Source organism: Streptomyces sp. NPDC058240 (assembly GCF_042882135.1).
Lineage (GTDB): Bacteria > Actinomycetota > Actinomycetes > Streptomycetales > Streptomycetaceae > Streptomyces.
In genome coordinates this window covers 1-12,016 of the sequence record NZ_JBHVWT010000033.1, presented here as the reverse complement: position 1 = coordinate 12,016, position 12,016 = coordinate 1, and the positions used below count along the sequence as shown (strand labels likewise).

13 protein-coding genes and 3 pseudogenes are annotated in these 12,016 nt (G+C 68.5%); 4 read left to right on the top strand and 12 right to left on the bottom strand.

What is annotated here, in order from left to right:
• Positions 1-3: 3 nt before the first annotated feature.
• Together ACFVX4_RS31915 and ACFVX4_RS31910 are read left to right on the top strand one after the other, a co-directional pair.
• A pseudogene (locus ACFVX4_RS31915) lies at positions 4-231 on the top strand (DUF1304 domain-containing protein); the annotation flags it as partial.
• A gap of 5 nt (positions 232-236) precedes the next feature.
• Positions 237-794: a TetR/AcrR family transcriptional regulator gene (locus tag ACFVX4_RS31910; protein ID WP_389983925.1), complete on the top strand. Its 558-nt coding sequence runs from the start codon at positions 237-239 to the stop codon at positions 792-794.
• A gap of 840 nt (positions 795-1,634) precedes the next feature.
• Here ACFVX4_RS31910 and ACFVX4_RS31905 read toward each other — a convergent pair.
• The 6 genes and pseudogenes from ACFVX4_RS31905 to ACFVX4_RS31880 all read right to left on the bottom strand — a co-directional run bounded on the left by ACFVX4_RS31905 (position 1,635) and on the right by ACFVX4_RS31880 (position 6,032).
• Positions 1,635-1,997, bottom strand: a complete 363-nt coding sequence (locus tag ACFVX4_RS31905) for a hypothetical protein (protein WP_389983922.1) — start codon at positions 1,995-1,997, stop codon at positions 1,635-1,637.
• Between the two features lie 380 nt (positions 1,998-2,377).
• A complete protein-coding gene (locus ACFVX4_RS31900; RefSeq protein WP_389983920.1) occupies positions 2,378-3,391 on the bottom strand; it encodes a BtrH N-terminal domain-containing protein in 1,014 nt (337 codons plus the stop codon).
• Positions 3,388-4,194 carry a MerR family transcriptional regulator gene (locus ACFVX4_RS31895; RefSeq protein ID WP_389983918.1) on the bottom strand — a complete coding sequence of 269 codons (807 nt, stop codon included), beginning with the start codon at positions 4,192-4,194 and terminating at the stop codon, positions 3,388-3,390. Before ACFVX4_RS31895 ends, ACFVX4_RS31900 begins: the two co-directional genes overlap by 4 nt.
• Positions 4,195-4,369: 175 nt before the next feature.
• Positions 4,370-4,947, bottom strand: a pseudogene (locus ACFVX4_RS31890) (Tn3 family transposase).
• A 141-nt stretch (positions 4,948-5,088) separates the two neighbouring features.
• Positions 5,089-5,316 (bottom strand): helix-turn-helix domain-containing protein, encoded by a 228-nt coding sequence (locus tag ACFVX4_RS31885; RefSeq protein WP_389983915.1) that lies wholly within the window; start codon positions 5,314-5,316, stop codon positions 5,089-5,091.
• A complete protein-coding gene (locus tag ACFVX4_RS31880) occupies positions 5,316-6,032 on the bottom strand; it encodes a TetR/AcrR family transcriptional regulator C-terminal domain-containing protein (RefSeq protein WP_389983913.1) in 717 nt (238 codons plus the stop codon). Before ACFVX4_RS31880 ends, ACFVX4_RS31885 begins: the two co-directional genes overlap by 1 nt.
• A gap of 99 nt (positions 6,033-6,131) precedes the next feature.
• Between ACFVX4_RS31880 and ACFVX4_RS31875 the strand changes: the two are divergent.
• Positions 6,132-7,818 (top strand): annotated as a pseudogene (locus tag ACFVX4_RS31875) (CocE/NonD family hydrolase).
• 200 nt (positions 7,819-8,018) lie between these two features.
• Here ACFVX4_RS31875 and ACFVX4_RS31870 read toward each other — a convergent pair.
• From ACFVX4_RS31870 to ACFVX4_RS31855, 4 genes are all read right to left on the bottom strand, one after another.
• Positions 8,019-8,234, bottom strand: coding sequence for a hypothetical protein (locus ACFVX4_RS31870; protein ID WP_389983910.1), 216 nt, complete (start codon positions 8,232-8,234; stop codon positions 8,019-8,021).
• Positions 8,231-9,103 carry an IS4 family transposase gene (locus ACFVX4_RS31865; RefSeq protein ID WP_389983907.1) on the bottom strand — a complete coding sequence of 291 codons (873 nt, stop codon included), beginning with the start codon at positions 9,101-9,103 and terminating at the stop codon, positions 8,231-8,233. Before ACFVX4_RS31865 ends, ACFVX4_RS31870 begins: the two co-directional genes overlap by 4 nt.
• A gap of 24 nt (positions 9,104-9,127) precedes the next feature.
• Positions 9,128-9,394 (bottom strand): hypothetical protein, encoded by a 267-nt coding sequence (locus ACFVX4_RS31860; protein WP_389983905.1) that lies wholly within the window; start codon positions 9,392-9,394, stop codon positions 9,128-9,130.
• A gap of 582 nt (positions 9,395-9,976) precedes the next feature.
• Positions 9,977-11,074 carry a thiamine pyrophosphate-dependent enzyme gene (locus ACFVX4_RS31855; protein ID WP_389983902.1) on the bottom strand — a complete coding sequence of 366 codons (1,098 nt, stop codon included), beginning with the start codon at positions 11,072-11,074 and terminating at the stop codon, positions 9,977-9,979.
• Between the two features lie 55 nt (positions 11,075-11,129).
• Here ACFVX4_RS31855 and ACFVX4_RS31850 point away from each other — a divergent pair, with 55 nt between their 5' ends.
• Positions 11,130-11,264 carry a hypothetical protein gene (locus ACFVX4_RS31850; RefSeq protein ID WP_389983899.1) on the top strand — a complete coding sequence of 45 codons (135 nt, stop codon included), beginning with the start codon at positions 11,130-11,132 and terminating at the stop codon, positions 11,262-11,264.
• A gap of 71 nt (positions 11,265-11,335) precedes the next feature.
• Here ACFVX4_RS31850 and ACFVX4_RS31845 read toward each other — a convergent pair whose 3' ends face one another.
• Entirely contained in the window at positions 11,336-11,677 is a 342-nt protein-coding gene (locus ACFVX4_RS31845) for a hypothetical protein (protein WP_389983895.1), read from the bottom strand.
• Between the two features lie 69 nt (positions 11,678-11,746).
• A complete protein-coding gene (locus ACFVX4_RS31840; RefSeq protein ID WP_389983892.1) occupies positions 11,747-11,953 on the bottom strand; it encodes a hypothetical protein in 207 nt (68 codons plus the stop codon).
• Positions 11,954-12,016 lie beyond the last annotated feature (63 nt).

Genomic DNA, 12,016 nt, shown 5'->3' with positions numbered 1-12,016 from the left:
CTCACTGCGCCGCTGGCCGCGAACCAGGGCCTCTACAACGGGTTCCTGGCGGCGGGGCTGGTCTGGGGTCTGATCGCCGGGGATTCGACGGGGTTCCGGGTCCAGGTCTTCTTCCTTGCCTGCGTGCTCGTCGCCGGCCTGTACGGCGGCATCACCACCAACCGGCGCATCCTCCTGGCCCAGGCGCTGCCCGGGGCGCTGGCGCTGGCCGCCGTCCTGGCGGCCCGGTGACCGCGGTGCCAGGAGATCCCCGTACGGCCCGGACCCGGGCCAAGCTGCGCCGGGCCCTGTTGGAGGAGTGCGCCCTGCGCCCGCTGACCAAGGTCAGCGTCGCCGCTCTGGTGCGCAGGGCCGGGGTCGGCCGCGCCACGTTCTACCTTCACTATGTCGACCTGGAAGCGCTGGCCGTCGACGCCTGCGCTGATGTGGTCCGAGACGCCGTGGACGCCCTGCACTCCTGGCGTGGCACCCCCGACCCCGCTGCCCCGCCACCCGCCCTGCTCGCCTTCTTCGACGGCCTGGCCCCGCACGCCGGGCTCTACCGGGAACTGCTGCGTCCGGGCGGCGGCGGCCCGCTCGGCCTGGTACTCCACCAGGACCTGCGCGCCCGCAGCCACACCGAGCGCACTCTGGCCGGCGCGCCGGAGCCCGACCTGGTCGCCTCAGCCGTGGCCGCGACCTTCACCGGAGTGCTCGCCGACTGGCTGCACGGCCTTATTCAGGCCGCCCCCGCCGAGATCACACACCGGGTCTGGCGCCTGCTCGTCACCCTGCACCGCACCCCGCTGCCCTGACGAGCCAGCCGTCCCAACCGGCTGTCGTCTGCAGTGCGTTCACCCGTCCTCGGTATGTCCCCTGCCCCCTCCGCACGCCCGTGGAGTGGTCTTCTTGCATGTTCCGACCCCGCGCTTCTGGTTCCGCCTCGACCGATCGGCTCGCCCGCGGCCCCTCGCCCGCGGCCCGAGGCCGGCGCCCCGCACCTCCGCGCCACAGCGTCCGCCCCGCGCCCGTTGCCGTACGCGGCCGGGGCACCGACAAGATCACCCCCTGGTTCAAGGACCTGCTGGACGCCATGTCCCCGAGGACATCGAGACCGCCCTCACGGCTGGCACCGCCTTCCTCATCGCTGACGAGGCGCACCGCAACGGCACTGCCCCACCCCGCGCTCTGGACCACATCATGCGAACAGCAAGGGCTCTGCTCATCGAAGCGGACCGCCTGCCAGCCCGGCGGGGCCCGGACGTCAGTTTCCTCGGCCCCGACGGCAATGTCGTTCTCGTGGAGACCAAGTCCTCCTCCCAAGCCCTGCGGGGGACCGGTTCCTTCGGGACTCCCAAGACCCGCGAACTGCAGTCCCGGCCCCGGGCGATCTGGGAGGTGAAAGGCAGCCGGCGGGCAGAGGGCCCGCGCGCGGGGTAGGGCGAATCGCGAACGTGCCCGGCCGGTTCCGGACCGGCCGGGCGACGCGCACCCGTACGGTTCCTGTTTCCGCAGTTCAGGGCTGCAACAGAGGTCTGTTGCAGCCGGATGCCGCGCCATGTGTTGCACGCCTGTCGACCAGGCCGTCCTCTTCCAGCCGGCCGCCAGCGAAGCGTAGGTCAGACCGCGGCGCAGGAACGCGCCGAACCTTCCGCTCAGCGGCTCAAGCTCAGCTTCACCGTGGCGCTCCTGCCGGTGTACGACTTGTGGATCTGCTCGCGCGTACCGGACCCGCACGCCTTCACCACGTCCGGGTACGTCATCCCGTCAGGCCTGATCGTCACGGCTGCACACACCCCGTCAGTCCGGGTGTCCTCCACCCACCCGTCGATGAACAGCGTCTCGACGCCCTCGACCTTCCTGCACGACAGCTTCCACGAGGCCACCCCGCCATCGATCTTGGGGGAATCGCTGCGCGGGCACGTTGCCGCACTGGCCGGTGGGGCGGTGCTCACCACCGCCCCACCGACCAGCACAACAGCAGCCAGAGCGGTACGAAGAGTTGGGGACAGGCGCATGAGGGATCTTCCTTCCGTGGACTCCACCTGGAGCGAACGTAGATCGTTCTCGCCCCAGACAGAGCAGGCCTACCCCCAAGGGATGACACAGTCCGCCCTTGTGAGTGACACGGCCAATGCGAGTGCGACACCACGGTCGAATCAGCGCCCACAATCACCAAGCACCTGCAGCACCCGCTCCAGGCCATGGGGCACACCGATGCCCCACCGGCGGCGGCCGTCGCCCGGACCTCGCCCACCGGATCCGGCACCCGGCCGAGCCAGTCCCGCGAGCCCTGCGGCCTGCGGCACATCCAATAATTGGACGACGCCGAGGTCTCGCATTCGCTGACTGGGCCGCACGTCGTTCACCTGAACTCCCCAAGGTTTCTTGAAGGCTGTCAGGGCTGGATCACTCTTGGGGTCTCACTCCCCAGGCAGCTCAGCGCCTGCATGGCCTCTCGCTCTATACGTGAAAGATCGTCGAGGACCGAGCCGGCCTGGACGAGGCACTGCGCATTGCCCGATTCGCCAGCCTTCTCGATCACTGCTGCCGCTTCCGTCCACAGGCTGGCTGCCTCGGTGTACAGCGTGTGGCCGGTGCGCAGGTGGCTACTGTCGAGCAGATTGGTGCATTCGGCGAGGAAGTCGCGGTAGAGGTTACGGAACAGGGCGCCGCCGGTGCCGGCCTTCTCCATCAAGAGGGCAGCCTGCGGCAGGTCCCGCTGCGGGGCGTCGGTGCGCTGTAACCATGTACGCACCAGCTTGCCCGCCTTCTCAACGCCTCGGTGGCCGAGGTTGGCAATGGGCGGGTTGAGGAAGGCGTCGGCGCAGGCGGTGATGGCGGGGATGATCTGGCCCTGTGGGGAGGGCGGGTTCCTCGGTACGGTGAGGGTGAAGGAGCGGTGCTTGGCGGTCATCGGTCCGCGCGCGGCCCTGGCCTGGGCGAGGCTGGTCAGGCTGGTGGATACCGCTCCGCCTTGCTGGTCGGTGTCCACCAGGTAGGCGTTGTGGTCGTCGTAGCCGTACATGGCTAGGACGTGGCCACCGAAGTGGATCTTCGAGCCGAAGTAGTCCAGGTAGTAGTTGTCTAGCTGCAGCCCGACCGGGCGGCCGGCGTCGATGGAGGCCACCACGTTGTCCCATGCCTTGCGCGGGGAGGTGGTCTCCTGGACCAGGAGCTCCAGCCCGAGCCTGGTGGCCGGTTTTCTGGTGAGGTCGAAAGGCTTGACCCGTCCCCCGAGGAAGGGGAAGCCCATGTTCTTGCCGTCCCAGTAGATGAAGGACAGACCAGAGCCGAGGCCGAACAGCATGGGCTCGGACAGATCAAGTCCTTGGTGCCGCAGCAGCACCCCCAGGGCTGCCGTCTCGCAGTGCTGCGTACCGTGGGCATCGATGTCTATTATCGCGGTCATGCCATGCTCTCCTTGACGGGGATGATCAATCGGGTCATCAGTTCTTCTTGCGGTGCCTCTGCCGGTCCGACGAGATACGCCTCGCGTACGGGTGCTTGCGGGCGCAGTCCGCGCTCGTGGATGGCGGCGAAGAGCGCGTTGTAGGCCAAAGGCAGTTGCGCGTAGGGCCCGATGTGCATGGTCTCGGCAACGAGTCCGCCGGGCAGCACCTCAAATTCCAGGCCGGGCATGCCTTCTCCCTGCGGGGTCTGCGCTCCGACGGTGATCTCCATCCGCTCTTCCAGATCCAGCGGGTACAGTCCCCACAGCGGCGGCTCCCATGCGATTCCCGTCCTACCGAGCACGGGCAGCAGTCGGCCTACGCACTCCTCGACCTTGCCTCCGATCTCCGCAGGGGTGCAGACCGCTCGCACCACTGCCAGCCGTCGCTCCGGCTCTCTGTTCATCGTCACCTCATAGCCGGGCAGACCGCCCTCCGCCAGTCGCTCCAGCATCTCCAGCCGGGCCTGGTCCCTGCTGATCCGCTCGGCCAGCCGGTCCCGCTCAGCGTGCAGGATGTGTGCCCTGCGCTCAGGTTCGGCAGCCAGCGCCCGGGCGATCACAGCCAAGGGAAGGTCCATCTCGCGGAGCAGGGCGATGGTCAGGGCATCACGCGCCTGTTCGGGTGCGTAATAGCGGTAGCCCGAGCTGACGTCTACGCGGACCGGGGCCAACAATCTTATTTCGTCGTAGTGCCGTAGCTGTTTGACGCTGAGGCGGCACAGGCGGGCGAAGCGCCCGATGGTGAGAAGTTCGTCTTGCACACCATCATGGTGGACTCTCCCACGATGGGAGAGTCCAGCGCTGCCTCAACGGGCTCGAGGACGTCCTCTTCGCTACCGTCATCGTTTCGGGCGTACGGGTCATACAAGCGGGCACAGTCCCCGGGCAGCGAGGCGGCGTATGGCCGACTGGGCTTGTCGCCGGTTGGCTTCATCGCTATGCCGCCGCCTCGTGGCCGCCGAGAATGACCGGGTCGTTCGCCGCCACCGTGCCGTGTTGGCCGAAGCGCACCCAGTCCGAGAAGCCGTTGAACGCCTCGACCTTGTGGGTCGCCGCCGTCACCCGGTCCCGCAGCGGCGCGTCCGAGAGGTAGCGCAGCAGCTGGACAGTACGGATCACCTTGCCGACCTCGCGGAAGCCCGTGTAGGGGCGTTGCGCCGCGAGCCGGACCGCAGCCGCCGAAGCAGCAGGACGGAGGAGATGGTGCCCTCGCGGATCGAGACGATCACGCGCATCAAGTCCCGGAAGTGGGTCTCGATCAGGCGCCAGTCGATGACGGTGCGCCCCGTCTCGCCGAACAGGGCGTCGATGTGCTCGTACTGCGTGGTGCGGGAGGGGCGGAAGAACAGCAGGTCCTTCCAGTTGCGGATGCGGGGCATCAGATCGATGCCGAGCAGGTGGGCGATGGCGAAGACCGGGTAGCTCTGGCCCTGGGTGTCCGCGTGGATCGTGGTCGGGCGGACCTCGGAGGTGTTCTTCAGCAGGCCCTCGATGGTGTAGACGGCCTCCCACATGCCGCACGGCACGAAGTGCGTGAACAGCGCGAGATCTGCTGGTGCGGACGGCCCGTGTACACGGACTCTCAGGGTTCGGGGCACGTGCCAGAAGTGCGGCACGGTCTACGGATGACACCGCTGCGATCCCTCCAGGGACCCCTACTCGCGGACAAGGTCAGCGAGCGGTACGCCGATTGCGTCGGCGATGAGGGTCAGGGTGTTGATGCGCGTCGCGGCGTGGCCTTGCTCGATCCGGTTGTACGGGCCGAGCGTGATGCCAACCCGGAGTGCGACCTCGGCTCGCCTCCGCTCGTGCGGAGAGCACAAGGTCGACGGCTTGTTTCTCCGAGGTGCCGTGGACAGGGCGCATCCACAGGTGCGTGGCATCAGCCAGCGTCGAGACCGTCAACCAGGCGGCCCAGGAACCGGGCGAAGGTGGCTTCGGCGGTGAGCGGGCGTCCGGGGGCGGAGAGGGCTTCGGCGAGTTCCGGGTGGCGGCCGTCGGCGGCGACAGCGGCGAGGTAGCGGGCCTCGGCTGCGACCCGGTCCGGGGATTGTGAGGCTGCGGCCTGCGTGATCTCGTGAGCGACGTGTCCGGCCACGAATGCGGTGAGTTGGGCGAAGACCTCTAGCTTCGCTGCACCGTCCAGCCCGGTGGGCCGCAAGGCGGCGAGAGCATGTTCCAAAAAGGCCAGCGTGTTAGGGCCTGGAACGCGACGGGTGGACAAGGCGGCGGGCAGCCAGGGGTGCCGCAGCATGTGGGCGCGCTGCAGGTGGGCGATGGTCTTCAGATCGGTACGCCAGTCACCACTGGGTGGGTCCGTGAACGTGAGTTCTCCGCTGACGTGGTCGACCATCAGTTCCAGCAGTGTCTCCTTGTCGGGGGCGTAGCTGTAGAGCGACATGACGCCGGCTCCGACCTGGGCGGCCACCCGCCGCATGGTGACCGCTTCGAGGCCTTCGGCGTCCGCCAGGGTGACGGCTGCTGCGGTGACCGCCTCCCGGCTGAAGGAGGGCCTGCGGCCCCTGCGGGGTTCGGTGGTGCGCAGCCAGAGCTGTTCGGGGTCGGCGCCCGCGGCACCGGACCTTCCGTCACTGGGCACGGTCTCGCGCTCCTTCCCCTGTTCCTGAGACGGTTCTTGCGAAGGCCATCCAAGCATCCTCTATTCTCGTACATCGTACGAGAATAGAGGAGGGGAACGATGCCATCACGCACGCCCGACGCCGTAGCCGGACCGGCATGGGTGCCACCTGCCGGAAAACCGCCGCTGTCCTCACGGATGATGAGGGCGACCTGGCGCGGCCTGCCGGCGAAACGGCACGAGGTCGGATGGGAACCGGGGCTGGTGGTGTCGGCCGCCGACAGCAGCCCCTTGATCACTGATCACTACTTCCCGCGTACGGAGGGCAACTTCCCGACCCTCCTGGTCCGCTCCCCTTATGGCCGCGGCCTGCCATGGGCTCCCCAGTACGGCCTGCTCTTCGCCGAACAGGGCTTTCACGTGGTCCTGCAGAGCTGCCGCGGCACCGGCGGTTCGGGAGGCGCGTTCGACCTGTGGCGCAACGAGGCCGCCGACGGGCAGGCCACGGTGTCGTGGCTGCGCGAGCAACCCTGGTTCAACGGAACACTGGGGACCGTCGGCCCCAGTTACCTGGGCTACGTGCAATGGGCCCTTGCCCTGGACCCGCCACCAGAACTGAAGGCAATGGTGGTGCAGGTGGGCCTGCACGATCCCTACGCCCTGTTCCACGCGGACGGTGCGCTACGCCTGGAGAACGCCCTCGCCGTCGGTATGGGCATGACCTACCAGCACCAGGGCATGGGACCGTTCCTGAGGGCGACGCTGCGCCTTCAGCGCCGCCTGCGCGCCGTCACCACCGCTCAGCCCCTGCGCGGTGCGTACGAGTCCGCCTTCGGGGGCGAAGTGCCCTGGCTGGACGACGTGATGACGCACCCGGACGCCAACGACGCCTACTGGGCCAGCGCGTCGTTGGCGGATTCGGCAGAGCGGCTCCGCGTGCCCACAGCTCTGATCACCGGATGGCACGACGCACTGGTCGACCAGACCTTCGAGCAGTACGACCGGCTGCGTCGGGCCGGATGCGAGACCGCCCTGCTCGTCGGCCCCTGGACCCACACCTCCGCCCTGCAACAGGGATGGCCCGAGGTGTTCGCCGAAAGCCTCGCCTGGCTGCGTGCCCACCTTTACGCCGACCCATCCGGCCTGCGCCCCACCGGGGTGCGCGTGTACATCGGCGGCGACCACACCTGGCGGGACCTCGACAACTGGCCACCGGCCCTTGCTGCCACCTCGTGGTACCCCATCTCCGGCGGGCACCTCACCGAACAGGCCCCCACGGACTCCGCACCACTGACGTCATTCCGCTACGACCCGGCCGACCCAACCCCGTCCATCGGCGGTCCGCTGCTCTCCCGCACCGCCGGACCTCGCGACAACAGCAGCCTGGAGGCCCGAGACGATGTCCTGACATTCACCGGCCCACCGCTGACCGAGCCCGTGGACATCCTGGGCCAGGTCTCCGCACGGCTGAGTATCTCCACGGACACCGGGCACGCTGATGTCTTCACCCGCTTGTGCGACGTGGACGCACATGGACGCTCAGTCAACGTCTGTGACGGGCTGGGCCGAATTCGAAACGACTGCACATGTGCCCTCGCAGGTCACCGTGCCGATGAGCTCCACCGCCCATCGCTTCGCCGCGGGTCACCGCATACGCTGGCAGATCAGCGGAGGCGCCCATCCGCGCTACGCCCGCAATCCCGGCACCGGGGACTCGCCGGTGGACGCCACCACCTTCACACCGGCGCGCATCACACTCCACACGAACTCGGCACTGATGCTCCCTTTTAGCTCTGGGCTCGCGTAATTCCTCTGCTCTCCGGAGAACGGACTGACGAGCCGGGCCGGACGGCCCGGCTCGCTCCTCGACGACCAACTGCTCGCGCGCCCCGGCGGCGACATCGACCATCACCTCGACCAGGTCCGTCCGGCGGCTCGGCATCCTGACCGCCACCGCGGTGCCGGAGGTCTCCCGCATGCTGGTGGCCACGCCGTCCTGGTGGGCGGTCAGTACTTCCGGCCGTTCGCGGCACAGCTGGCACAGGCCCACGCGGTTCCGCTTGCCCGTACGGCGCCGACCCGACTCCCACACGTGTTCATCAGGTTCGCGTCCGACTGCCCGCCGGTGATCGCGTTCAGCGCGTCGGCGGCCTCCTCCAGCGTCATGTTCCGTGCGAGCCGGGCCTGCTTGAGCGCCGCGTCCGTAGTACTGGACGCGGTCACGGCGACCCCATCGACCGCGTGTACCGCAGTCTTCCCCGCTCCGCGGCTTTCAGCGCGCCCGCATCGGACCGCCTGCCCGGAGAACGCGGGGCGGTGGCGACCTTGTCGCCGTTGGGCAGCAGTACCCGGCACCGAGAGCGGCGGGGCAGCAGGCTGCGACCGATCTCGGCGAGCCCGAGGATCCGGTCCTGCTGACGGGTGGAGGGGGAAAAGCCGCTCGGTGAGATCACCGTGCGGCGGACGACGTGCAGGGCCCGGGTGAATGAGGTCCGCTCGGCTGTGCTGTGGTGCAGGCGGGCGGCCTCGTCGAACAGATCCCGGGTGGCGTGGTGCACGATCAGATGCGCGTAGATCTGCCGTACGCCGTCCGGTGTCTGCGATCTGAGGACTGGTCGGCCGCGTTGGTGGGTCTTGATCTCGTCGAAGACCAGCTCGATCTCCCATCGCCGGGCATAGAGGACGGCGAGTTCTTCGGCGGGGTACTTCTCGTGGTCGGTCAGGCTGGTGATGAGCCGGACGATGTCGGCCTGCCCGTCGACGCGGTACTCGATCACCCGTACCAGCGCAGGCGGGGCCTTGACGGTCCCGGTGGCCTTGCTGTGTTTGTTCGCCTCGATCCGGGCGAGGTAGCTGCCGTCGGGCAGGACGTCCTGGACCCGGCGGGCCTTGCGCCGTTCGACTCGCCACAGGAGGTGAGTGCCGTGGTCCCGCAGCCGGTGCCAGCGGACCAGACCCCACAGCCCCCGGTCGGCCAGCAAGAGTGTGCCGGTCCCGACATGGGCCTCCAGCGCGTCGGAGACGATGCGTTCGGAGTCCTTGAACCCGCCGATCGCGGCGTCGAGGACGGCGTGGGAGGAGCACTCGGCCACCGCGACCACTCGGGGGGTGCCGGATCAGGCCTTCCCTCCATGGTCCGCGTGGCGGGCGTGGCGCAAGTGTGTCCGTAGCAGCACACGAAGCCGGGGGAGCGGTACCTCGGCGCCGAGGGCGGTGAGGAGGTCGGGCACGCTCCAGCTTGTGAGGGCACCTTGGCGGGAGAGGCAGAAGCCGACCCGGTTGATCGCATGAGTGTCGTCGTAGTCGAGCAGGAGGTAGCCGGCGAGCTGCTGTACTTCGGCTCGGCCGATCTTGTGGGGGCGGATGGTGGCTTTGCAGTCCACCAAGAGCCAGGCGGCGGATCGCGCCGGGGCGGGCGGCGTGGACGGCTGCGAGGGCGAGAACCATCCGGTCCGCCGGCCGGGCCACCACGGCGAGTGAGGCCTGGACGTGCCCGGGGGCAAGGGCTGGATGACGCCAGGCTCCTGCTGGCCAACCCGTATGCGACTGGTCGGGTTCTTGAGGATCGTGCCGTTCTTCTTCGCCCGGGTGAACAGCGATCGCAGGGTGACCTGCGTGTGCTTCCGCTGCGAGCCGTGGACGGTACTCAGGTGGCCGAGGATGTCGTCGCGGGTGATCTCGCGAAGGTGGTCGTAGCCGGTTGGACCACTCCAGCAGCACGGGCCGGATCCGGTTGAGGTAGCCCCAGACCGTTTGCACGTCCCGGGGCTGCGAGCGGGGACCGCCGTCGTGCAGGTCAAGGACTCGCTGTTTCGTCTGGCCGAGGACATCGGTGTGTCGTGCTCGATGGTGGGGGCCAGGTGGACCGCGTCGCGGTGGCCGAAGGAGCGCCGGGTGGAGGGTGCTCGGCGAACGGTCTGTGGCTCGGCCGGAGGGGAGAAGCATCCATGGCCGAGCCACCGGGGTTATGCGGTGTAGAGGGTGTCGACGCTGTCGTGCATCTTCTTCGCCAGCGGCGGGGATTCGTACTCACCGGTGACGATCTCGATGTAGACCCCGCTGTCGGCGTTCTGGGCCTGTTCGAGGGCCTGGTCGAGTTCGGTGAGGGTGGTGACGCGGGCGGTGTACCAGTCGTCGCAGCCCAGGGTCTTCGGCAAGTTCGCGTAGTGCCACTGGGCGAGGTCGTTGTACTCGATGTCCGGGTCCTTGCACAGCAGGCGTTCGATGAGGAAGCCGTTGTTGTTAAGGAGGAACACGACCGGTTTGAGGCCGTAGCGGCCCATCTGGCTGATCTCCTGGGCGGTGAGCTGGTGCGAGCCCTCGCCGGTGATCAGGACGACCCGCTTCTTCCCGCCGTTCGCTGAGGCGGCCAGGGCCGCGCCGAAGGCGGCCGGGGTCGCCCAGCCGATCGATCCCCACAGGGTCTGGTTGTGGAAGGTGGCCCCCTCGGGCAGCTTGGCGAACACCATGCCCATGGACGAGGTCCCGGTCTCCGCGACCACGATGTCCTCCGGCTTCAGGAACCCCTCCCACCTCGGGTAGAGGCTGTCCGCCGTGATCTTCCCGTTCCCGTTCCCGGCAGCGATACGCGTCACCGGCCCGGACGGCTTCGGCCAGGACCGCTTCGGCAGCTCGCGCGCAAGCCGGTCCAGCAGGTCCTTCATCTCCACGCTCTGGTACGTGACTGGGCCCACCCGGACGTGGTGGTGGCGGATGTCGATGACCCGGGCCGGGTCGAGCCGGGCGGTGAACGCCCCGGTGTTGAAGTCGTTCATCAGCGCGCCGACCAGCAGGACCCGGTCCGCGCCCTCGACGAACGCGCGGACGCTCTCGTCCATCAGCTTGCCGTCGTACATGCCCACGTACGAGTCCTGGTGCTCGTTCAGGACGCCCTTGTCGGCCATCATCGTGGCGAAGGGGATTCCGGAGGCGTCCAGCACCTTCTGAAGGTCCGATTCGAGCCCGGCGCGCTCTTCCCACTCGCGCCGTTCATGCCCCGCTGAACCCCGGCCGTGCGGCCGCGCGAGTGCGACGGGACCGCCGTACGGATGGTGCCGAAGCATGTTCGGAGGCCGTCGAGCTCGTTGAGCCCGCACGCCAGGTGCTGACGGCCGCCTGGTGGTCAATGCCTGCGGCACCGACACCGCGAACTGGAAGATCGAGCAGCAGTCACCGAACAGCGGCTGGGGCAGCTGGGCCTCCATGGGCGGTGGCCTGTCCAGCGCGCTGCTGGGCACGTTCGTTCTCGGGTAAGCCGACACCGGGCCCCGAATTCGCCAACAGCATCCCTGGGGGTACAGCGCCGTACGTTTCGACGACCAGGGTCAGGCGACCCGGAGCTTCTTGCGTCGTTCGAGGGCGAGCTGCTCGCGGTAGTCCTCGACGGCCTGGTGGTACCGGGCGACGAAGTCCGGGTCGTCCTCGTGCCCGACGACCGCCGCCGGCGTCGACCAGTGCGTCCCGTCCAGTCCCAGGCTCTCCAGGAGGGCCCGGCGTTCGGTGTACGGCAGCCCGGTCAGGCTGTGGCCGTCCAGGTGCACGGCGTCGAAGAGGACGAGGTGGGCGGGCACGACCTGGGCCATGCGGGCGGCCTTCGCCGGGGATCCGGTCAGGCCCATGCGGGACTGCAGCCGCTCGAAGGGGCATCGGATGTGAGGTATTCCCATCCGATGCCCGACTGCGGAGCGTGCACCCGCTGGCATGAGCTGGCCGATGGCAGCACCGCCCCGGCTAAATCACCATACGGACAGGTCCTGTCCGTTTGCGTAGATCAGATGTCCACCACGGATGTCTGACGGCCAGATCCCGCCCACAGAGAGTCCGTTGCCCGTGCCGCCTCGCGCCCACGGTGAGTCGTTGTAGCCGACCGCGTTGACCACACGAACCTTGAAGTCGACGTTGTTGGGGGTGTGAACCGCCCCGGGTTTGATGGAGATCATCAAGACCCGGAAGGATGCCAATCATGGCTGCTCCCCGTAAGTACCCCGACGAACTGCGTGAACGCG

What these genes read in the sequence shown, in the direction of transcription:
- ACFVX4_RS31900 (WP_389983920.1), bottom strand. Translation starts at nt 3,391, where the DNA reads ATGACCGCGATAATAGACATCGATGCCCACGGTACGCAGCACTGCGAG.
- ACFVX4_RS31885 (WP_389983915.1), bottom strand. Translation starts at nt 5,316, where the DNA reads ATGCCACGCACCTGTGGATGCGCCCTGTCCACGGCACCTCGGAGAAAC.
- ACFVX4_RS31855 (WP_389983902.1), bottom strand. Translation starts at nt 11,074, where the DNA reads ATGCTTCGGCACCATCCGTACGGCGGTCCCGTCGCACTCGCGCGGCCG.
- ACFVX4_RS31845 (WP_389983895.1), bottom strand. Translation starts at nt 11,677, where the DNA reads ATGGGAATACCTCACATCCGATGCCCCTTCGAGCGGCTGCAGTCCCGC.
- ACFVX4_RS31905 (WP_389983922.1), bottom strand. Translation starts at nt 1,997, where the DNA reads ATGCGCCTGTCCCCAACTCTTCGTACCGCTCTGGCTGCTGTTGTGCTG.